Below are 20129 nucleotides of genomic sequence, written 5' to 3' on the forward strand. Positions count from 1 at the left end.
CCGCACTTTTTTTATGAATTACCGCAGAAAAAACTAGCCTTTTCGTGCATTTTTCATGATTCGCTCTTTTGCCACTTTCCACTCGCGCTCTTTAATATCTTCCCGCTTATCCTGTTGTTTCTTACCCTTCGCCAAACCAATTTTGACTTTTGCCCATGCACCTTTCCAATATAAAGAAAGGGCAATTAACGTAAATCCATCACGATTTGCTTTGCCGAATAAAGAATCCAATTCACGTTGTTTCAGCAATAATTTACGGGTTCGAGTTGGGTCACACACCACATGGGTTGATGCGACACTTAAAGGTTGAATGCTCGCGCCAAATAAAAAAGCTTCACCATTTTTAAAAATAACATAACTATCACTTAAATTTGCTTTGCCGGCGCGCATAGATTTCACTTCCCAGCCTTGCAATTCAAGACCTGCCTCAATTTCACCTTCAATAAAATAATCGTGTCTCGCGCGCTTATTTAATGCGATCGTATTAGAACCGGGTTTTACTTTTTTCTTGGTCATATATTATTGGAAATTAAACATAAATTGGCGCACATTCTACCGAATCCACGCAAAGATAGCAAAAGCACACAATAAGGATAATTTGTCTCCCGTTTGGCAATAAAGGCGACTTGTTAATTTTTAATACTCTTAAGGAGTGAAATGTATCCGGTCATTTCCTTTACGTAGAAATGGCAAAAAAACCACCGCACTTTTTTCTTTGGGAATAAAAAAAATCAGCGCCCAATGCGCTGATTCCCTTTATTCTAACTCTCCACAAAAGCGATAACCTTCTCCGTGAATGGTCGTGATAATTTCCGGGGTATCAGGATGATCTTCAAAATGTTTTCGAATACGGCGAATCGTAACATCCACCGTGCGATCTTGTGGCTTAAGTTCGCGTCCTGTCATTTTTTTCAATAATTCTTCACGGGTTTGAATTTTTCCCGGATTTTCGCAGAAATGCAACATAGCACGAAATTCACTGCGCGGTAGCTTACGCTCTTCGCCTTCCGGCGTAACCAAAGTACGGCTATTTAAATCTAATGTCCAACCATTAAATTTATATTGTTCAATTTGATGAGCACGCTGATTTTCCTGCATTGTGCGCTGTAATAAATTGCGTGCACGAATCGTTAATTCACGTGGATTAAACGGTTTAGTAATGTAATCATCCGCCCCAATTTCCAAGCCGAGAATTTTATCCACTTCATTATCCCGACCGGTTAAAAACATCAGCGCGATGTCTGCATTCTCACGCAATTCGCGGGCAAGCATTAAACCATTTTTCCCCGGCAAATTAATATCCATAATGACCAAATTAATGTCTTCTGTTTCTAGAATTCGGTGCATTTGGGAACCGTCAGCCGCTTCAAAAACATCATATCCTTCGGCTTCAAAAATACTTTTTAATGTATTTCTGGTAATCGTTTCATCTTCAACAATTAAAATTTGTGGCGTTTGCATTAGCAAATCCTTCATTTTCTTAGTTATTACTTCGGTATTCAGTTATTCGACAACACATAACCTGAATTTTATAATTGCAACATTATTGTAACAACAAAAACAATTAAATGAGAATTTATTCGCCTTTGATTTTATGATCTATATCATAAAATCAACAGGATTCGACAAATAAAAAATCCTTCAATAAACAATGTTATTGAAGGACTCGCTAAAGTTACACACAAAGCTAAAGTACGAGAGAAATCAACGTTTTTTCTTACCACCCTGACGCGCTTTAAAACGCGGGTTTTCTTTACAAATCACATATACGACACCATGACGACGCACGACTTTACAACCAGGATGGCGAGTTTTTGCTGTTTTTAATGAAGATAAAACTTGCATAAACATTCCTTATTTCGATTTGAAAATGCCGAACTTGCCATAACGATTAGCAAAATCGCTTGCACGCCCTTCATTGGCAACTTGTCTAACTTTACCGGTATAAAATGGATGTGATGCCGAGGACGTATCACACATAAATACCGGATATTCTTTGCCATCTTCCCACTTCATGGTGTTTGTGGTTCTGGCACAAGAGCGAATCAAAAAGCCTTGCTTAGCATTGGAATCATAAAAAAGAACGGTACGATAATTTTCCGGATGAATCCCTTTTTTCATTTTACACAACCTTATTTCTTGATGAAAAATAACAATGCGCGCCATGTTACACAAAAAACGCCACCCAAGCAAACTTATTTTAATTAAAAAAATAAGGAGGTAGAAAAAAGTGTTGAATCAAGCTTTACATAAGCAAAAATAACTTAGAAAAACACTCAAGATGCCTAATTAATTTTTATAAAAAACAATGTTATTTTCGACCGCACTTTAATAAAAACCTAATAAGTTCTTATTTCAGGTGCTTGATAGGATTTAATAAACTGTTCTATTTCAAGAAGATCTGTACTGAATAACAATTTGTCAAAATGTGTTTGACTCAAGAATCCCTCACTTACCATGCTTTGATACATGTTTCTGAGCGGTTCATAAAAACCATTTTGGTTAAATAAAATACAAGGATGCGGATTTTGTCCAATACGCGACCAAGAATACACTTCACAGATTTCTTCTAGTGTTCCCGGTCCACCAGGCAACGCAATACAAGCATCAGCAAATGCCAACATCTTTGCTTTCCGTTCCGCCATAGAATTGACCACGATAATTTCTGTACAGCCACTGTGCGCAACTTCCCTTTCTCGTAAAAATGCGGGAATCACGCCTATCACTTCCCCACCATGAGATAATACGGTATCTGCCAACAATCCCATGAGTCCTGCTTTGCCACCACCATAAATCAATCGATGATGATGTTGTGCAAGCCATTTACCCAACTCAATTGTTGCCTGCTGATATGCCGGTACATTTCCCAATGCCGCACCACAATAAACGGTGATATTCATTTTATTCCCTCAATAATATGACTTCGTATAAAGTCGGCTCGCTGTGAATTTATTTCACAAAAAACGCGACCAGACCATAAGGTGCGATATTTTACAGCAATTTGTTTTCTGTAGTGCTAGAATGTGCCCCATTTTATGGAAAATCATCACTGTATCTTATGAAAAAATATCTTCTTCTCGCGTTCTGTTTACTCACAACATTGAGCCTACAAGCTGCGGATCTCTTCAATAATAAACCGAAATTTTTACCGGTGGATCAAGCATTTCAGCTACATGCAGAACAGCAGCATGAAAATATTTTGTTGAATTGGCAAATTATCGACAATTACTATCTTTACCAAGACAAGCTGGAATTTTCACTTAACGGTCAGCCAATTGACGTTCAACCGCAATTTTTAACTACAGCGGAACAGTATCAAGATCCTTATTTCGGCACAGTAAATATTTTCAAGCGCCAACTCGCCCTTAAGTTACCGCTGCCAAATAAAGGTGCGCAAGATCTTTTAGACGTTACCTACCAAGGTTGTACCCAAGGCTTTTGTTATCCGCCGGAAACCAAACAGTTTGTACTCGGTGAAATTCCACAAGTGGCTATGACCGCGCAACTGAAAGCGGATGAATTGCAAAGTGCGGTAGGAAATTCAGATGTTTTATCATCACATCAAAATCAACTTGCTGACAGCCTATTTCAGAGCAAGTATGCCATGTTGTGGTTTTTTGTCCTCGGTATCGGGTTGGCTTTTACCCCTTGCGTCCTCCCGATGCTACCGTTGTTATCAGCCATCGTGATTGGTAGCCGCACAGAAAAAAGTAGCACATGGCGAGCTTTGGCGTTAAGTTTCGTGTATGTGCAAGGCATGGCATTAACTTATACTTTATTGGGTTTATTGGTCGTACTCATCGGTTTACCGTTCCAAGTGGCGTTACAAAGCCCTTATGTTTTAATTGGATTGTCGCTGGTTTTCACCTTGCTGGCGCTTTCAATGTTTGGTGTATTTACCTTACAACTGCCCTCCTCCCTGCAAACTAAACTGACTCAGCTCAGTCAACAACAAAAGAGCGGTGCCTTTTTCGGTGTATTTGCCATGGGCGCAATCGCCGGTTTAGTGGCTTCGCCTTGCACCTCAGCCCCGCTATCAGGCGCATTGCTGTATGTAGCGCAATCAGGGGATTTTGTGATCGGTGCGTTAACTTTGTATTTATTAGCCCTCGGCATGGGTTTACCGCTCATTCTAATTACCGTCTTCGGCAACAAAATCCTACCAAAATCCGGCGCTTGGATGGAAAACGTAAAAACCGCATTTGGTTTTGTCATGTTAGCGTTACCGGTGTTTTTACTTTCCCGTATTCTTCCTGCCGTTTGGGAACCTCGTTTATGGGCATTACTCGGCGTAAGTTTCTTTGTCTGGCTAGCCATGCAAATGCGTACCTACGGCATCGGATTATTCTTCCGTATTGTATTCCTCATCGCAGCCATGGCACTCGCTCAGCCGTTACAAACATGGTTATGGCAAAATAATACGCAATCCAAAGAGAACCAAAGTGCGGTTCAAAATTCACTTGAATTTCAACAAGTGCACAGCTACGACGAGCTTCAACAAGCATTAGCACAAAATCCCAAAGCCATGGCAATGATCGATCTCTATGCAGATTGGTGTATTGCCTGCAAAGAGTTTGATCATAAAACCTTTGCCGATTCAAAGGTGCAGGCGGCGTTAAAAGACGTTTTATTGTTAAGAATCGATATGACGAATAACAGCGAAAATAACCGCACTTTAATGAAACAGTTATCGGTAACCGGTTTGCCGACATTGATTTTCTTTAATGCCGAAGGCAAAGAAATCGGAGCCCAGCGCATTACCGGTTTTATGGAAAGTGAGACATTTTTGCAAACACTCCAAGCGGCTAAAAACAGCATTCATTAACGATTAAGAAAAAATCCTTTTCTTTTTTAGTCATTTTTTTCTTCGAGATTAATTGTTAGCATATGCAACCTCAATCTTGATTACTTCTATTTAAGGAAAGGAAAAATGTTTTTAAACAAATACAGCAACTACTTTTTAGGTTTATTACGTATCGTTTCAGGCTATGCTTTTGTGTTGCACGCAACAGCAAAATTCTGGGAATTCCCTGTTTCCATGACTGGCGGCAATGGCGCTGTGGAATTGGCTTCATTAATGGGCGTAGGCGGCATCATTGAACTTATATTCGGTATTCTCTTAATTTTAGGTTTATTTACTCGCGTCTCCGCTTTCTTACTAAGTGGCCAAATGGCGGTCGCTTACTTCATGTTCCATGCGCCTAAAGGTTTCTTATTTCCATTGGCCAATGGCGGTGAAACCGCATTTTTATACTGCTTTATCTTCTTATATTTTGTATTTGCCGGCGCCGGTGCATTCGCATTAGATAACAAAATCAGTAAAAAATAATCTCTCCGATGGAGATAAAAAGGATGAGGACGCACCTCATCCTTTTTTCTATATCAAATGAAACAATAAAAAACCGCACTTGAGGTTTACTTCAAGTGCGGTCATTTTTATCGGCGTTTTTTCGCAAGGAAATTATTTACCGCTCCATGCTTTAATAGCATCTAAACGGGCTTTCACTTGGCTTTGGGAATCACCTTTGAAATAATCTTTAGCTAAACCGCCTTCCCAACCACCGTAGTTCGGGTTAGGTAACACAATGTAAGTTTTACCGAATTTCGCTTGGTTTTTCGCCACAAAATCACGACGATCTGCATTTAATTTACCGTGTGTTGCATCACCGAAATCATCTAAGTTATCACCGACATAAAGTACGATGTCATAACCTTGGCTTTCGATTTCAGCAAAACGAGCAGATTTGGCAGATTTATCTTTTTTGAGGTAAAGAGAAGATTCATCAACACCCGTAAAACCTAAACGTTTCATGTCATCAATGGTGCCAGCTTTTTCATTTTTGTCTTTACGATTAGACACATAGAACATTTTGCCTTTGTGTGAATTAACGTAATTATTAAATTCTACCGCACCGGCAATAGCGCCTGATTCTCTCGCATCAACCCAACGAGTCCAATCTTTGCCATCAAATGGTTTGTTATTTTGGATTTGCCAACCTGCATATGGGCTGTTATCAATCATAGTTTCATCCAAATCCACTACAACCGCTTTTTTCTTGCCTTTTTTCACTTTTGCGTGATCAAAGGCGACTTTTGCCGTATTAAAAGCTTGATACGCCAATGCATTGTATTCACCGGATTCTTGCATCCAGTTAATGCCTAACACTGCTTGTTGCTGTAATTGAGCGTCGCCTTGTGTCGCCTGATGAGTACAACCGGCTAATACAAACGCAGAAACCACGGCAAGTGCGGTCATTTTTAATGTTTTTTTCATGAAATTCTCCTTTGGGTTTGATAAATCGCTAAAAACAATAGCACCCCTATTTTGAATCAGGGGACTATTTTATTCAATAGCCATAAAAACAAAAAAGGCATGTTTAACACATGCCTTTTATTGATATGTTTATTTCGCTAAACATTGGCTATAGCTGTCTGCGGTAAACTGCAAGAAAGCCGCATAAGGGTTGCCTTCCGCTTTGACGCTATCGCCCATCGGGTCAAGGCGTCCGACTTTTACTTGTGTCGCTTTGCTTAAACTTTCAATCACTTTTGGTGTGAACTGAGGTTCAGCAAATAAGCAACTGACTTTGTGTTCAGCAATTTCTTCTTTAATTTTTGCTAAGGTTTTTGCTCCCGGCGCCACCAACGGATTAATGGTGAAATAACCGGTTTGATTTAAACCATAGGCTTGATTGAAATAGCCATAAGCATCGTGGAAGACATAGAAGCCTTTGTCTTTTACGTTTTCTAATTGCGCTTTAATTTTCACACTGGTTTCAGCCAAAGTGCGGTCAAATTCCTCGACGTTTTTTTCAATCAGTGCTTTTTTCTCCGGATATTGTTTTACCAGTTTTGCGGCAATACGTTGTGCCACAACTTTACTGATATCCGGTGAATACCATACATGCCAGTTAATCGAAGCATCATCGTCATGATGATGTTCATGTCCTTCATGTGCATGTTCATGTCCAGCGTGCTCGTGTTTATGATCGTGATCGCCGTGTGCATGTTTGTGGTCATGCCCTTCGTGCGCATGATGATGACCTTCATGGCCGTGTTCATGGGCATCGCCTTCACCGTGATGATGGTGATGCTCGCCTTTCATGAGGAAAGGTTCAATCGCGGCAATGTCTTTAATGGTTAAGACTTTTTTATAATCTAGATCATCAATAGATTTATCCAAAAATAGATCTACGTCTTCGCCAATCCAAACCACCATTTCAGCAGATTTTAATTTTTGTGCATCGGAGGGTTTCAAATTGTAATCGTGTGGAGAAGCGCCTGTCGGCACTAATACATCCACATCTGTTACCCCATTTGCAATCGCGCTAGCAATAAACCCAAGCGGTTTAATGGAAGTGACAATCGTAGCGGAAGCCACTGCAGAGAAAGAAAGAATCGCTGCGGCAATCGCCGTTTTTTTCAAACCTTGTACTAATTGAGTCATTGTATTTCCTTCTATGATGAGATAGGTAAGTTGAACAAAACGCAGCTAGGTTACTCTTTTTTTATTTAGATGACTATCTTTTTTTATAAAAAAAAATAAGTCAATCCTTTTTCTGTAATAACTTATCAATGACACGAGAAACTGCAAAAAAACCAAACGTCGCCGTAATCATCGTTGCTGCACCAAACCCATTGGCACAATTCATGGTGGCAGACGCAGAGCAGTTTTCCCCCATTTGAGGAAAAATCAGTGGTTGGGTAGAAAAGACCGCCTCGATAGAAAATTTACGTTTTGGATTTTGCGTGAAATGATAATCCTTGCGTAAAACCGACCGCACTTTTGCCAGCAGTGGATCTTGAATGGTGCGGCTTAAATCGGCAATTTGAATTTGACTGGGATCTGTTTGCCCACCGGCGCCCCCCACGGTGATAACTTTGATTTTATGGCGTTTACAGTAGACAATTAACGCCGCTTTTGTTTTGACATTATCAATAGCATCAATGACATAATCGTAGCCTGCATGAAGATATTGGGATAAATTCTCCGCAGAAATAAAATCATCAATCACATTGACATCGCATTCGGGATTGATCAATTTTACTCGTTGTTGCATGACCTCTGTTTTGAGCTGACCAATATTGCCCGTCAAGGCATGAATTTGGCGGTTAATATTCGTCACACAAATATCATCCATATCAATCATCGTGATTTTTCCCACGCCTGAGCGAGCAAGCGCTTCCACCGCCCAAGAGCCCACGCCACCGATACCAATAACACAAATATGTGCTTGACATAAACGGGCTAAAGCCTCGGTACCATATAAACGACCGATACCGCCGAAACGTTGTTCGTAATTATCCACGCGTGCCATTAGTGCAACACCCAAACGCGACCATAATGTTTTGACAAGCCGGCAATATGACCCGCCTGCTCACCGATACCACGATATAAATCGAAATGGTGTCCGTTTACCGCACCGCCCACATCTAATGCCACCATCAAATGCAGTTTATGTTCTCCCGTCCAGTTGCCGCTATTGTCCATTTGCGGCACTTCGACCAACAAGACACTACCCAACGGAATCACACCACGGTCAGAAGCCACCGAAGCCATTGGCACTAACGGCACACCTGCCGCGCCTTTCACTTTGCCGTGCGGATCATTTTTAAAGAAGACATAAGACGGATTACGCTCGAGTAAACCTTGAACTCGTGACGGATTTGCATTCGCCCAATCACGAATCGCCTGAATAGACATTTTTTCTTTCGGAATCTCGCCATCTTCCACCAATAAGCGCCCCACGGCGGCATACGGGTAACCATTTTGGCCGGCATACGCAAAATAATTCAAATTGCCTTCACCAAAATCGACATAACCACTGCCCTGCACGCCAAGCAAGAAGTTATCAATCATAGAATCACTATACGCCAGTTCTAATCCTTTGCCTTTCAATGCGCCGGCATAAATTTCAGCCCGGGAAAAACGTTTTTGTGTCGGAAGCGCATAAATCGGTTGGTTATATTTACCTTGCTGTGTGCGGCGAGCATGAATCACCGGGGAATAATAGCCCGTCATTAACACGTTTTGATAGCCGTCAAAGCCTTTCATCACTTGCGAATGAATCCCAAAATTATTTAATTCGTTGACGTTTGCCCCGGCGAGTACCCAGGCAGTAACCTTGTCGTAAATTGGTGCAAAGTTACTGCTTAATTTGCCGGAATAACTATGAATATTGGATAACTGCGCTAAAAAATCACCTTGGTTTATGACCGCACTTTTGTTCTCAACTTGATTGACCGGCACCAAAATCGCTTGTTGATAACTTCTGCCCTGATAAACCGCACCAAATTTCTGTGGGTCAATGTCGGATGCCCCCGAATTACGCGACGTTTTGCCGCCATTGGAGGAACAAGAAGCCAAAAGTACAATGGCGGATAATGTTAAAAATGTAGACCAAAAAGTTTGATTAAGGCGCATACAAAGTCCTAAATGAAAATAAACAAAATAAATGAAGGGCGAATTTTACACCAATTTATGCTGAATGAATATGCGCCTCGGGTGGGCGATAACAATAAAGTGCGGTAGATTTTCGACATATTTTTTCACATTTAGCCCGACGGAAAAGAGATTTCATGTTTAAAAAAACAACATATCGGCTATTTTTATAACAAACACACATTATTTTTATGTTTAAACTTGCAATTCATTTTTAAACAGGTATATTTAGCGCCCTCGAACGCGGGGTGGAGCAGCTTGGTAGCTCGTCGGGCTCATAACCCGAAGGTCGTCGGTTCAAATCCGGCCCCCGCAACCAGATTCTAAAAGAAAGGCATTCGTTTTTACGAATGCCTTTTTTCTTATCGCTTAAACCGATTTCTTTTGTAATGCGTCTAACAGTTTCTGATGGATGCCACCAAAGCTGCCGTTGGACATTACCAAAATATGATCCGTTGGTTTGGCTTCAGCTGCAATGAGATGAACAAAGTCATCCAAATTATCGCTGTCATACGCCGGCTGAGTTAAATGCGCCGCGATTTCCGCCACTTTCCACGGAATGGTGTCCGGTTGAAATAAAAATACCGCATCCGCTTTTTCTAAGGCTGGCGCGATTTCCTCTTTATGTACGCCCATTTTCATGGTGTTAGAACGCGGTTCCAACACTGCCAAAATACGTTCATTTTGCCCTACTTTATCGCGAAGTGCGGTCAATGTAGCTTGTATTTCTGTAGGATGATGGGCGAAATCATCGTAAACCGTCACGCCCTGAACATTACCCTTCACTTCCAAGCGGCGTTTTGCGTTAATAAATACCCCCAGCGCCGCACAGGCATTTTCAATACTCACGCCCGCATGATGCGCCGCCGCAATCGCCATTAAGCCGTTCCGCATATTGTGCTCGCCTACAATATTCCAATGTACTTCAGCCACTTTTTCACCGTTATGGAACACGGCAAATTCAGTGCAATCGTGTTTAATGCGCTCCGCATACCATTCCTGATCGTGACCGACATATTGGCATTCAGACCAACAGCCCATTGATAAAGTTTGTTGCACGCTTTCTTCGTTTGCAAAAGACAGAATTCGCCCATTGTTTGGAATGGTGCGAATCATGTGGTGGAACTGGCGTTGAATGGCTTTCAAGTCATCAAAAATATCCGCGTGATCAAAACCAATATTATTAATAATCAACGTGCGCGGGTTGTAATGCACAAATTTAGAACGCTTGTCAAAAAATGCCGTGTCATATTCATCCGCTTCAATCACGAAATACGGGCTCTTACCTAAACGCGCGGAAATCCCGAAATTGCCTGCAATACCACCGATTAAAAAGCCCGGTTGCAAACCATTTTGTTCCAAAATCCACGTCAGCATCCCGGTGGTAGTGGTTTTTCCATGGGTGCCTGACACGGCCAGAACCCAACGATCACGTAATAAATGATCATGTAACCACTGTGGCCCGGAGGTATAAGGCAGGTTATTTGCCAACATATATTCAATACAAGGATTGCCGCGTTTCATGGCATTGCCCACAATCACCATATCCGGTGCCGGTTGCAGTTGGCTTGGGTCAAAGTGCGGTATGATTTCAATGTTGTTTTCCGCAAGGAACGTACTCATCGGCGGGTAAACGTTGGTGTCAGAGCCGGTGACGTGGTAGCCCATTTGTTTGGCGATCATGGCAATACCGCCCATAAACGTGCCGCAAATACCTAAAATATGAACATGTTTGGTTGTCATTTGGAGTCCTTATGCATTCCAATTTCTGATGTAAACGCGAAAAATGTGTTGTGAATCACAGAAATAGGAATCTTTTTAATCATCTGAAAATGAGGATGTTATAATAAGCCAAGTTACGATTTGAGTAAATTTATTCATCAAATAAGGAAAAAGTATGAAAACGTTAGGCGAATTTATTGTAGAAAAACAAGCGGAATACCCAAATGCTAAAGGGGAATTAAGTGGCATTTTGTCCTCCATTCGCTTAGTGGCAAAAGTGATTCACCGTGATATCAACAAAGCCGGCTTAACTAACAATATTATCGGTAATTCCGGTGTAGAAAATGTGCAAGGCGAAGCGCAGATGAAATTAGACTTATTCGCTCATAACACGATGAAACAAGCCCTTATGAGCCGCGAAGAAGTGGCCGGTTTTGCTTCCGAAGAAGAGGAAAATTTCATTGCCTTTGATACGGAGCGTGGTCGCAACGCGAAATACGTCATTTTAACCGACCCATTGGACGGTTCCTCCAATATTGATGTTAACGTTGCCGTCGGTACCATTTTCTCCATTTATCGCCGCATTTCACCGGTAGGCACGCCAGTCACCTTAGAAGACTTCATGCAACCGGGCAATCGCCAAGTGGCTGCAGGTTATATCGTGTATGGCTCCTCCACCATGTTGGTTTATACCACGGGGAATGGTGTAAACGGCTTTACTTACGACCCATCACTCGGTGTGTTCTGCCTATCTCATGAAAACATTCAAATTCCAAAAACCGGTAAAATTTATTCCATTAACGAAGGGCAATACCTCAAATTCCCGGTGGGCGTGAAAAAATACCTGAAATATTGCCAAGAAGAAGATAAAGAAACTCAACGTCCTTATACTTCTCGTTATATCGGTTCTTTGGTGTCCGACTTCCACCGCAACATGCTTAAAGGCGGCATCTATATTTATCCAAGCGCAACAAACTACCCGAACGGCAAATTGCGTTTACTCTATGAAGGCAACCCAATGGCATTCTTAGCAGAACAAGCCGGCGGCGTGGCAAGTGACGGTTATAATCGCATTTTGGATATTCAACCGACAGCGTTACATCAACGCGTTCCGCTTTTCATCGGTTCCAGAGAAATGGTGAAAAAAGCCGAACAATTAATGCGTGATTTTAAAGAGTAATCAATTAAGTGCGGTCAGAAAAATAACGCATTTAGATAGACTTTCATAAAAAAACCTCCTCAATATTGAGAAGGTTTTTTCTTACCTAAATAACGCATTACATCAAATACGCAAAACTCGCCCATAGCGGCAAACTGGCCGTCATAAGTAAAAGAATAAGAAGACTGTTATAAGACAACGCCCATTTTTTGAAAACATGGATTGCCAACATAGCCGCCATCACTAAATGCAACAAGAGATAAAGCAATAAAGCAAATTCGTTGCTAAAAACCACCGCACTTTGTTGAGAAAGAATGAATAAATTCGCACATACAAACAGCGCATTCAGTGCCAGAAAGGCAATCGCTGCCAACATCAACAACGCAATAAATCCTTTCAGACGATTGCGGGAAATCACTAAAGCTAAATTCGCCAAAATAATCCCTAACAGGATTTGGGCTACAGGATTAAATTGAATGAAGTTTTCTTCATCAACCAGCATCAAGCAATAACCAATGACACCCAACATACCGATGAAACCGGCTATTTTTAAGAAGAAATGACGTAATTTAACCTCAAACGGTTGCTTCCATGTGATGATAGTCATTGCCAAGCCACAAAGGCAAACCAAGTCCATGAGTAGATTGTGATAGCTTGTCCCTAAACTGAACAGCAGCCACACCACCCAAAATAGTCCAAAATAAAGGTTTACCCGCCCTAAACGGGAACGTTGCCCATTGCAAATTTCACCTTTAATAAAGGCAAGCAAACAAATCAGCTGTGCAGTTAATACACCAAGCGCCAAATGCGACATCACATTGGGCTGCGGCTGCAACCAAAAGGCAAAAAGATCAATAACGAGTAACAAAAAAATGGGGAAGAAAGACGAAAGTGCGGTTAAAAATTTAGGTTGTTCTTCGGACATACGATTTCCTTGTGATAAACAAAGACAAAAATTGCCGTGCATTATGCAAGAATTCCCCAAAACGGTCAAAAGCTAGGACAAAAGTGCGGTTGAAAAACACAACGTTTTTTCAATTCTCACAAGGCAAAATAAAGTTATGATCTAAAACATGGTATTTTGCCCTTTCTCTCTCTAAAATAACGCAAAAATTCACCGCACTTTAAGGAACCTTATGCTGCTCAGCATTCTCTATATCATTGGTATTACCGCGGAAGCCATTACCGGCGCCCTTGCCGCAGGTCGAGAGAAAATGGATATTTTCGGCGTCGTTATTATTGCCAGCATGACCGCTATCGGTGGGGGCTCTGTGCGCGATGTGCTCTTAGGGCATTATCCGCTTGGGTGGGTAAAACATCCTGAATATTTTATTATCGTAGCCTCGGCTGCGGTGTTAACGGTGTTTATCGCGCCTTTTATTCGCCATTTCATGCGTTATTTTCACACCATTTTCTTGGTGCTGGATGCCGTCGGACTTATTGTGTTTTCCATTATTGGTGCCCAAATCGCGTTAGATATGGGGCACGGCACGACAATAGCCGTAATTGCCGCCATTATTACCGGCGCATTCGGTGGGGTGTTGCGTGATTTATTGTGTAATCGTATTCCACTCGTGTTCCAGAAAGAGCTATACGCCAGCGTGGCGTTATTGGCGACAGCTATTTACATCGGTCTACAACATCTACAGGTAGATCAAAACATCGTCATTATCATTACCTTGATTGTCGGCTTTATTACCCGCTTAATGGCAATTTACTTTGAATGGGGCCTGCCGATTTTCGATTATCAGGAACAAGATATTTCAACGCATCATAAAGACGACAAATTACCGCAAAAAACGAAATAGGAGAAAAGATGTCCGTCAATTTAATTGAAATGGGAAAACAGGCGAAAGAGGCTGCTTTCGTACTTTCCCAACTTTCCCAACCCGAAAAAAATCAAGCCTTAGCGTTTATCGCCGAGCAATTAGAACAAGAACAAGCTCGTATCTTAGCCGCCAATGCACAGGACATTGAAGCCGCCAAACAAAACGGTTTATCCGACGCCATTATTGATCGTTTATTGTTAACGCCTGAGCGTTTACAGGGCATCGCTAATGACGTGCGCCATGTGATTTCTTTGTCGGATCCCGTTGGGCAACTTATTGACGGCGGTGTGTTAGATAGTGGCGTCAAAATTGAACGTGTTCGCGTGCCTTTAGGAGTTATCGGCACGATCTACGAAGCGCGTCCGAATGTGACAATTGATGTGGCAAGTCTCTGCTTAAAAACCGGCAACGCCGTCATTCTACGCGGCGGCAAAGAAACACAACATTCTAATAAAATCTTAGTGGACGTGGTGCAAACCGCCTTAGCGCGTGCCGGCTTACCTAAAGCGACGGTTCAAGCCATTACTGATCCCGATCGTGCGCTGGTCATGGAATTGCTGAAATTAGACCAATATGTCGACATGATCATCCCTCGTGGCGGTGCAGCATTGCATCAATTGGCAAAAGAACATTCAACCATTCCGGTGATTGTCGGTGGTATCGGCGTTTGCCATATGTTCATTGAGGAAACTGCCGATTTGGAAAAAGCACTGCCGGTGATTTTGAATGCAAAAACACAACGCCCAAGCACCTGTAACACCTTGGAAACGCTGTTGGTACAACGTAGCATTGCAAATGACTTTTTACCTAAACTGGCAGAAACGTTGAAAGAGAAAAACGTAAAATTACACGCAGATCCGACCGCACTTTTCTTATTGCAAAAAGCCGGTGCCAATGTGGTGCCATTAGTGGAAGCCGAGCTGAAACAAGAATGGCTGTCATTGGATTTAAATGTGGTTGTCGTGGAAGATTTAGCACAAGCCGTCGCACATATTCGTCAATATGGCAGTCAACACTCCGACAGTATTTTGACCTCTTCGCAAAAGCAGGCACAGCAATTTATTGCGCAAGTGGATTCAGCGGCGGTTTATGTCAATGCCAGCACCCGTTTTACTGACGGCGGACAATTTGGTCTAGGAGCAGAAGTGGCGGTAAGCACACAAAAATTACACGCTCGCGGCCCAATGGGATTAGAGGCACTCACCACCTATAAATGGGTGTGCGTAGGCGATTATTCGATCCGTTCTTAAAAAAAAGGGCATTTTTTAAATATTATTTAAAAATTAAAATTAATTGTTTGACAAAACTCCGGTAAATCAGTATTTGTAGAGTAAACACACAAATCATACTTATTTATCGGAGTTTTTTATGTCTTATCTTTCAGTCGCTAAATTCGGTGGCACCAGTGTCGCCAACTACCCCGCCATGCAATCTTGCGCCAACATCGTGATCGCCGATCCCAATACTCGCGTTGTTGTTCTCTCAGCTTCCGCCGGTATCACCAACTTATTGGTCGCCTTAGCAAACGGTTGTGAAGAAGCGGAACGCAATAAATTGCTGAATGAAGTGCGTCAAATTCAAGAAAACATTTTGACAGAATTAAAAGACGACTGTCGCGTACGCCCCAAAATAGAGGCCTTATTAGCCAATATCACCTCATTGGCGGAAGCCGCTAATTTAGCCACTTCCTTGGCATTAACCGATGAATTAATCAGCCACGGTGAAATGATGTCTTCCTTGATTTTTGTGGAAGTGTTGCGTGAATTACAAATTGAAGCCACTTGGTTGGATGTGCGTACCATTGTTGCCACAAACAGCCATTTCGGCAAAGCCACACCAAACGATGAACAAACGCGCCAAAACTGCAATAACCTATTGAAACCGTTAATCGAACGCGGTGAGTTAGTCATTACCCAAGGTTTTATCGGCCGTGATGAACAAGGTAAAACGACCACCTTAGGACGTGGCGGAAGCGACTACTCTGCCGCTTTACTCGCTGAAGTGCTCAATGCGCAAGATGTGTTAATTTGGACCGATGTTGCCGGCATTTACACCACCGATCCTCGCATCGTGTCAAACGCACAACGCATTGATACCATGAGTTTTTCCGAAGCTGCCGAAATGGCAACCTTCGGTGCCAAAGTATTGCACCCGGCAACCTTACTCCCTGCAGTGCGTAGCAATATTCCGGTCTATGTTGGTTCCAGTAAAGCACCACAAGACGGAGGCACTTGGGTGACCCGCAATCCGCAACCTCGCCCGACATTCCGTGCAATTGCCTTGCGTCGTGACCAAACCTTGCTCACACTCTCCAGCTTAAATATGCTGTATGCACAAGGTTTTTTAGCGAATATTTTCACGATTTTAGCCAAACACAAAATCTCCGTAGACACCATCACAACATCTGAAGTGAGCGTTGCCTTAACCTTGGATAAAATGGGTTCAGCCTCTTCCGGCACCGGCTTACTCTCTCAGGAGTTAATAGACGAATTAAGCCAATTCTGTACGGTGAAAGTGGATACCGGCTTATCTTTGGTCGCCTTAATCGGCAATGAACTGCACACGGCTTCCGGTGTTGCCAAACGTATTTTTGAAACGTTGGATGCGTACAATATCCGCATGATCAGCTACGGCGCCAGCACTAACAATATTTGCTTGTTGGCAGATAGCGATAAAGCCGATGACATTGTTCGTTTGCTACATAAGGCATTATTTGAATAAAAACAGTTGAAAAACAGACCGCACTTTTAAGTATCAATAAAAACTTAAAGTGCGGTTTTTTTTTTAGGAATTTTTTTACAACAATTAGAACGGTAACAAATTTCGGGCACAAAAAAAGCCGCTTTCGCGACTGTTTCTTACTGTTATTTTCTCTACCATAAAATGGTGCCCGAGGCCAGACTTGAACTGGCACGCCTCGAAAGGCGAGGGATTTTAAATCCCTTGTGTCTACCGATTCCACCACTCGGGCTGAGTGATTCACTAACTGCGTTGGATGGTTATGGAGGCGTGTCCCGGAGTCGAACCGAGCTACATGGATTTGCAATCCAGTGCATAACCGCTTTGCTAACACGCCGTTAGTTTGGAGCGGGAAACGAGGCTCGAACTCGCGACCCCGACCTTGGCAAGGTCGTGCTCTACCAACTGAGCTATTCCCGCATCTGCTGTTAGTGCGCTGCATTTTACTGACTTCTCTAAAACTGTCAACAAACAATTTCAGAAATCAGTGAGTTTGTTGAAAAAAACTGCAAAATATTAAAATTTAACGGCATTTCATTTTAATTTTTGTAATCAAGGTGTTAGAAATCTCCTTTTATCAAAAAGAACTTTATGCCAAAATGAAATCCGCTTTTTCTTAAAGTGCGGTGCAAAATTTTTTTATTTTCTCGGAGAGATTTATGACACAAAAATATGCAATTGAGACCTTATTAGCCCAAGCGGGAAATCGCACTGACGAACGTACAGGCGCTGTTTCCACCCCGATTTTTCTTTCTACCGCCTACGGCCATCACGGCATTGGTGAAAGCACCGGATTTGACTATACCCGAACCAAAAATCCAACGCGTGCCGTACTCGAAGAAACCATTGCCCAGTTAGAAAAAGGTGAACGCGGATTTGCCTGCTCTTCCGGCATGGCGGCTATTCAATTATTGATGTCGTTATTTACCGCACCGGATGAATGGATTGTTTCCAGTGATGTCTATGGCGGTACTTATCGCTTATTGGATTTTTGCTATAAAAACACCCACGGTGTTAAACCGGTTTATGTGAACACGGCTTCCGTACAAGCTATTGAAGCCGCAATTACCCCGAATACAAAAGCGATTTTTATTGAAACCCCCTCCAATCCATTAATGGAAGAATGCGATGTGGATGCCATTGCACAGGTTGCCAAACGCCACAATTTATTACTGATCGTTGATAATACATTTTTAACACCGATGCTGTTCCGCCCGATGGAACATGGTGCGGATATTGTGGTTCACAGCGGCACAAAATACCTTGCAGGACATAATGACGTTTTAGTCGGTTTAATCGTAGCCAAAGGAAAAGAACTTTGCGATCGACTGTTTTATATTCAGAACGGTGCCGGCCCTGTGTTATCACCGTTTGACTCTTGGCTAACCATTCGTGGTATGAAAACCTTGGCTCTGCGCATGCAACGTCATCAAGAAAATGCGACCGCCGTTGCCGACTTTTTACGTCAACAGCCACAAGTAAAAGATGTGTTGTACCCAAACAAAGGCGGCATGTTGTCTTTTCGCTTGCAAAATGAAACCTGGGTAAATACGTTCTTAAAAGCAATTAAACTCATCACCTTTGCCGAAAGCCTTGGTGGCACAGAAAGTTTCATCACCTATCCAGCGACCCAAACACACATGGATATTCCGGAAGCAGAGCGCATTGCACGTGGGATTACGAATGATCTGTTACGTTTTTCCGTTGGCTTAGAAAATATAGAAGATATCAAAGCAGATTTAACACAGGCATTCGCACAATTTAAATAAACTTAACGTATTGGGAGGGCAAAATGAAAGTTGCAGTATATAGTACGAAAAGTTACGACCGAAAATATTTAGAGTTAATTAACGCTAAGTATGGTTTAGAGTTGGAATTTTACGATTTTATGCTCAGTGAACGCACAGCCAAAATGGCGGAACACTGTGAAGCCGTATGTATTTTCGTGAATGATGACGGCAGCCGAAAAGTGTTGGAAAAACTCTCCGCACTTGGGGTAAAAATTATTGCCTTACGTTGCGCCGGGTTTAACAACGTGGACTTGAAAGCCGCACAAGAACTTGGCTTAACGGTCGTTCGCGTGCCGGCATATTCCCCGGAAGCCGTGGCAGAACATACTGTTGGGTTGATGATGACATTAAATCGCCGCATCCATCGTGCTTACCAGCGCACTCGTGAAGCCAACTTTTCTCTGGAAGGTTTGATTGGTTTTAACATGCATGGGCGAACCGTTGGCGTGGTCGGTACTGGGAAAATCGGCCTTGCCGTCATTCGCATTCTCAAAGGTTTTGGCATGCAGATTTTGGCCTACGATCCGTTTAAAAATCCACTAGCAGAGGAGTTAGGCGCGGAATATGTCACCTTGGATGAACTTTATCATCGCGCTCATGTGATTACATTACATTGCCCGGCGACACCGGAAAACTACCATCTGCTCAACCGTGACGCCTTCGCCAAAATGAAAGATGGCGTGATGATCATCAACACCAGTCGTGGCACGCTCATTGACACGCAAGCAGCTATTGATGCGTTAAAACAACGAAAAATCGGCGCTTTGGGCATGGATGTTTATGAAAATGAACGGGATTTATTCTTTGAAGATAAATCGAACGAAGTAATTCAAGATGATGTTTTCCGTCGTTTATCTTCCTGTCACAACGTATTGTTGACGGGACACCAAGCGTTTTTAACGGAAGAAGCGCTCACTAGCATTGCTGATGTCACCTTATCGAACATTTACACCATCGGAAAAGACAAGCCTTGTAATAATGTAGTTTTGCCTTCTTAGCTTTTAGCGATTAAACTAATACATGTTATTCCCTATGCGCTATGTTATTATGCGCGAGTTTTAAATAACAATACATTAACAAATTAAGGAAAGAATATGAGTGAAGTATTACATTCCAGCGATGCGACTTTCGTTGCAGACGTATTAAATTCAGACGTGCCGGTATTATTAGATTTCTGGGCACCATGGTGTGGCCCTTGCAAAATGATTGCCCCAATCCTTGACGATTTGGCCGCTGAATTTGATGGTAAAGTAAAAATTGTGAAAATCAATATCGATGACAACCAAGCTACCCCAATGCAATTCGGTGTGCGCAGCATCCCAACATTACTCTTGTTTAAAGACGGTAAACCGGTTGCCACTCAAGTGGGTGCATTACCAAAAAATCAATTGGCTGCATTTATCAACCAAAATATTTAATTTAAACATAAAAACGCCAAGCTTTTGCTT

At 42.3% G+C, this 20129-nt stretch carries 20 protein-coding genes and 4 tRNA genes; 10 read left to right on the forward strand and 14 right to left on the reverse strand.

Annotated features, from left to right (window positions below):
• Window positions 1-33: 33 nt before the first annotated feature.
• The 5 genes from smpB to HMPREF9064_RS02645 form a co-directional block, all read right to left on the reverse strand.
• Window positions 34-516 (reverse strand): SsrA-binding protein SmpB, encoded by a 483-nt coding sequence (smpB, locus tag HMPREF9064_RS02665; RefSeq protein ID WP_006719057.1) that lies wholly within the window; start codon window positions 514-516, stop codon window positions 34-36.
• A 240-nt stretch (window positions 517-756) separates the two neighbouring features.
• A complete protein-coding gene (gene arcA, locus HMPREF9064_RS02660; protein ID WP_032997947.1) occupies window positions 757-1461 on the reverse strand; it encodes a two-component system response regulator ArcA in 705 nt (234 codons plus the stop codon).
• Window positions 1462-1704: 243 nt separating this feature from the next.
• Window positions 1705-1845, reverse strand: coding sequence for a type B 50S ribosomal protein L36 (gene ykgO, locus HMPREF9064_RS02655; protein ID WP_006719061.1), 141 nt, complete (start codon window positions 1843-1845; stop codon window positions 1705-1707).
• A gap of 9 nt (window positions 1846-1854) precedes the next feature.
• A complete protein-coding gene (locus HMPREF9064_RS02650; protein ID WP_032997949.1) occupies window positions 1855-2121 on the reverse strand; it encodes a type B 50S ribosomal protein L31 in 267 nt (88 codons plus the stop codon).
• Between the two features lie 218 nt (window positions 2122-2339).
• The gene (locus HMPREF9064_RS02645) at window positions 2340-2900 is read right to left on the reverse strand and encodes an LOG family protein (protein ID WP_006719065.1); all 561 of its coding nucleotides are present in this window, start codon (window positions 2898-2900) and stop codon (window positions 2340-2342) included.
• A 158-nt stretch (window positions 2901-3058) separates the two neighbouring features.
• Between HMPREF9064_RS02645 and HMPREF9064_RS02640 the strand changes: the two genes are divergently transcribed.
• A complete protein-coding gene (locus tag HMPREF9064_RS02640) occupies window positions 3059-4825 on the forward strand; it encodes a protein-disulfide reductase DsbD (protein WP_006719067.1) in 1767 nt (588 codons plus the stop codon).
• Between the two features lie 105 nt (window positions 4826-4930).
• Window positions 4931-5329, forward strand: coding sequence for a DoxX family protein (locus HMPREF9064_RS02635; protein WP_006719069.1), 399 nt, complete (start codon window positions 4931-4933; stop codon window positions 5327-5329).
• Window positions 5330-5461: 132 nt separating this feature from the next.
• On the opposite strand, the gene HMPREF9064_RS02630 is transcribed toward HMPREF9064_RS02635, so the two are convergent.
• From HMPREF9064_RS02630 to mltA, 4 genes are all read right to left on the reverse strand, one after another.
• Complete coding sequence (locus HMPREF9064_RS02630; protein WP_006719071.1) at window positions 5462-6274, reverse strand: 5'-nucleotidase, lipoprotein e(P4) family; 813 nt, start codon at window positions 6272-6274, stop codon at window positions 5462-5464.
• 129 nt (window positions 6275-6403) lie between these two features.
• Window positions 6404-7447 carry a zinc ABC transporter substrate-binding protein ZnuA gene (gene znuA / locus HMPREF9064_RS02625; protein WP_006719073.1) on the reverse strand — a complete coding sequence of 348 codons (1044 nt, stop codon included), beginning with the start codon at window positions 7445-7447 and terminating at the stop codon, window positions 6404-6406.
• Between the two features lie 100 nt (window positions 7448-7547).
• The gene (gene tcdA / locus HMPREF9064_RS02620) at window positions 7548-8318 is read right to left on the reverse strand and encodes a tRNA cyclic N6-threonylcarbamoyladenosine(37) synthase TcdA (protein WP_006719074.1); all 771 of its coding nucleotides are present in this window, start codon (window positions 8316-8318) and stop codon (window positions 7548-7550) included.
• Window positions 8318-9424 carry a murein transglycosylase A gene (mltA, locus tag HMPREF9064_RS02615; RefSeq protein ID WP_006719076.1) on the reverse strand — a complete coding sequence of 369 codons (1107 nt, stop codon included), beginning with the start codon at window positions 9422-9424 and terminating at the stop codon, window positions 8318-8320. Before mltA ends, tcdA begins: the two co-directional genes overlap by 1 nt.
• A gap of 260 nt (window positions 9425-9684) precedes the next feature.
• On the opposite strand from mltA, the gene HMPREF9064_RS02610 reads away from it, so the two are divergent.
• Window positions 9685-9761 (forward strand) — tRNA-Met (locus HMPREF9064_RS02610).
• Between the two features lie 50 nt (window positions 9762-9811).
• Here HMPREF9064_RS02610 and mpl read toward each other — a convergent pair.
• Complete coding sequence (mpl, locus tag HMPREF9064_RS02605) at window positions 9812-11185, reverse strand: UDP-N-acetylmuramate:L-alanyl-gamma-D-glutamyl-meso-diaminopimelate ligase (RefSeq protein WP_006719078.1); 1374 nt, start codon at window positions 11183-11185, stop codon at window positions 9812-9814.
• A 154-nt stretch (window positions 11186-11339) separates the two neighbouring features.
• On the opposite strand from mpl, the gene fbp reads away from it, so the two are divergent.
• On the forward strand, window positions 11340-12344 hold the full coding sequence (gene fbp / locus HMPREF9064_RS02600; RefSeq protein WP_006719080.1) for a class 1 fructose-bisphosphatase: 1005 nt from the start codon (window positions 11340-11342) through the stop codon (window positions 12342-12344).
• Between the two features lie 97 nt (window positions 12345-12441).
• Here fbp and HMPREF9064_RS02595 read toward each other — a convergent pair whose 3' ends face one another.
• Window positions 12442-13248, reverse strand: a complete 807-nt coding sequence (locus HMPREF9064_RS02595; RefSeq protein WP_006719082.1) for a hypothetical protein — start codon at window positions 13246-13248, stop codon at window positions 12442-12444.
• Between the two features lie 211 nt (window positions 13249-13459).
• On the opposite strand from HMPREF9064_RS02595, the gene HMPREF9064_RS02590 reads away from it, so the two are divergent.
• The 3 genes from HMPREF9064_RS02590 to lysC all read left to right on the forward strand — a co-directional run bounded on the left by HMPREF9064_RS02590 (window position 13460) and on the right by lysC (window position 16873).
• Window positions 13460-14131 (forward strand): trimeric intracellular cation channel family protein, encoded by a 672-nt coding sequence (locus HMPREF9064_RS02590; RefSeq protein ID WP_006719084.1) that lies wholly within the window; start codon window positions 13460-13462, stop codon window positions 14129-14131.
• An 8-nt stretch (window positions 14132-14139) separates the two neighbouring features.
• On the forward strand, window positions 14140-15402 hold the full coding sequence (gene proA / locus HMPREF9064_RS02585; protein ID WP_006719085.1) for a glutamate-5-semialdehyde dehydrogenase: 1263 nt from the start codon (window positions 14140-14142) through the stop codon (window positions 15400-15402).
• 118 nt (window positions 15403-15520) lie between these two features.
• Complete coding sequence (lysC, locus tag HMPREF9064_RS02580; RefSeq protein WP_006719086.1) at window positions 15521-16873, forward strand: lysine-sensitive aspartokinase 3; 1353 nt, start codon at window positions 15521-15523, stop codon at window positions 16871-16873.
• Window positions 16874-17036: 163 nt separating this feature from the next.
• Here the strand turns inward: lysC and HMPREF9064_RS02575 are convergent.
• The 3 genes from HMPREF9064_RS02575 to HMPREF9064_RS02565 form a co-directional block, all read right to left on the reverse strand.
• Window positions 17037-17123 (reverse strand) — tRNA-Leu (locus HMPREF9064_RS02575).
• 31 nt (window positions 17124-17154) lie between these two features.
• A tRNA-Cys gene (locus tag HMPREF9064_RS02570) sits at window positions 17155-17228 on the reverse strand.
• Between the two features lie 7 nt (window positions 17229-17235).
• Window positions 17236-17311: transfer RNA gene (locus HMPREF9064_RS02565), tRNA-Gly, on the reverse strand.
• Between the two features lie 239 nt (window positions 17312-17550).
• Between HMPREF9064_RS02565 and HMPREF9064_RS02560 the strand changes: the two genes are divergently transcribed.
• The 3 genes from HMPREF9064_RS02560 (at window position 17551) to trxA (ending at window position 20099) form a co-directional block, all read left to right on the forward strand.
• Entirely contained in the window at window positions 17551-18660 is a 1110-nt protein-coding gene (locus HMPREF9064_RS02560; protein ID WP_006719087.1) for a methionine biosynthesis PLP-dependent protein, read from the forward strand.
• Between the two features lie 23 nt (window positions 18661-18683).
• Complete coding sequence (locus tag HMPREF9064_RS02555; RefSeq protein ID WP_006719088.1) at window positions 18684-19679, forward strand: 2-hydroxyacid dehydrogenase; 996 nt, start codon at window positions 18684-18686, stop codon at window positions 19677-19679.
• Between the two features lie 96 nt (window positions 19680-19775).
• Entirely contained in the window at window positions 19776-20099 is a 324-nt protein-coding gene (gene trxA, locus HMPREF9064_RS02550) for a thioredoxin (protein ID WP_006719089.1), read from the forward strand.
• Window positions 20100-20129: the final 30 nt, after the last annotated feature.

Origin of the sequence: Aggregatibacter segnis ATCC 33393 (assembly GCF_000185305.1) — a bacterium.
Classification (GTDB): Bacteria; Pseudomonadota; Gammaproteobacteria; order Enterobacterales; family Pasteurellaceae; genus Aggregatibacter; species Aggregatibacter segnis.

Excerpts from the sequence above, each read along its gene's own strand:
- smpB (WP_006719057.1), bottom strand. The coding sequence starts at position 516 with ATGACCAAGAAAAAAGTAAAACCCGGTTCTAATACGATCGCATTAAAT.
- arcA (WP_032997947.1), bottom strand. The coding sequence starts at position 1,461 with ATGCAAACGCCACAAATTTTAATTGTTGAAGATGAAACGATTACCAGA.
- ykgO (WP_006719061.1), bottom strand. The coding sequence starts at position 1,845 with ATGCAAGTTTTATCTTCATTAAAAACAGCAAAAACTCGCCATCCTGGT.
- HMPREF9064_RS02650 (WP_032997949.1), bottom strand. The coding sequence starts at position 2,121 with ATGAAAAAAGGGATTCATCCGGAAAATTATCGTACCGTTCTTTTTTAT.
- HMPREF9064_RS02645 (WP_006719065.1), bottom strand. The coding sequence starts at position 2,900 with ATGAATATCACCGTTTATTGTGGTGCGGCATTGGGAAATGTACCGGCA.
- HMPREF9064_RS02640 (WP_006719067.1), top strand. The coding sequence starts at position 3,059 with ATGAAAAAATATCTTCTTCTCGCGTTCTGTTTACTCACAACATTGAGC.
- HMPREF9064_RS02635 (WP_006719069.1), top strand. The coding sequence starts at position 4,931 with ATGTTTTTAAACAAATACAGCAACTACTTTTTAGGTTTATTACGTATC.
- HMPREF9064_RS02630 (WP_006719071.1), bottom strand. The coding sequence starts at position 6,274 with ATGAAAAAAACATTAAAAATGACCGCACTTGCCGTGGTTTCTGCGTTT.
- znuA (WP_006719073.1), bottom strand. The coding sequence starts at position 7,447 with ATGACTCAATTAGTACAAGGTTTGAAAAAAACGGCGATTGCCGCAGCG.
- tcdA (WP_006719074.1), bottom strand. The coding sequence starts at position 8,318 with ATGGCACGCGTGGATAATTACGAACAACGTTTCGGCGGTATCGGTCGT.
- mltA (WP_006719076.1), bottom strand. The coding sequence starts at position 9,424 with ATGCGCCTTAATCAAACTTTTTGGTCTACATTTTTAACATTATCCGCC.
- mpl (WP_006719078.1), bottom strand. The coding sequence starts at position 11,185 with ATGACAACCAAACATGTTCATATTTTAGGTATTTGCGGCACGTTTATG.
- fbp (WP_006719080.1), top strand. The coding sequence starts at position 11,340 with ATGAAAACGTTAGGCGAATTTATTGTAGAAAAACAAGCGGAATACCCA.
- HMPREF9064_RS02595 (WP_006719082.1), bottom strand. The coding sequence starts at position 13,248 with ATGTCCGAAGAACAACCTAAATTTTTAACCGCACTTTCGTCTTTCTTC.
- HMPREF9064_RS02590 (WP_006719084.1), top strand. The coding sequence starts at position 13,460 with ATGCTGCTCAGCATTCTCTATATCATTGGTATTACCGCGGAAGCCATT.
- proA (WP_006719085.1), top strand. The coding sequence starts at position 14,140 with ATGTCCGTCAATTTAATTGAAATGGGAAAACAGGCGAAAGAGGCTGCT.
- lysC (WP_006719086.1), top strand. The coding sequence starts at position 15,521 with ATGTCTTATCTTTCAGTCGCTAAATTCGGTGGCACCAGTGTCGCCAAC.
- HMPREF9064_RS02560 (WP_006719087.1), top strand. The coding sequence starts at position 17,551 with ATGACACAAAAATATGCAATTGAGACCTTATTAGCCCAAGCGGGAAAT.
- HMPREF9064_RS02555 (WP_006719088.1), top strand. The coding sequence starts at position 18,684 with ATGAAAGTTGCAGTATATAGTACGAAAAGTTACGACCGAAAATATTTA.
- trxA (WP_006719089.1), top strand. The coding sequence starts at position 19,776 with ATGAGTGAAGTATTACATTCCAGCGATGCGACTTTCGTTGCAGACGTA.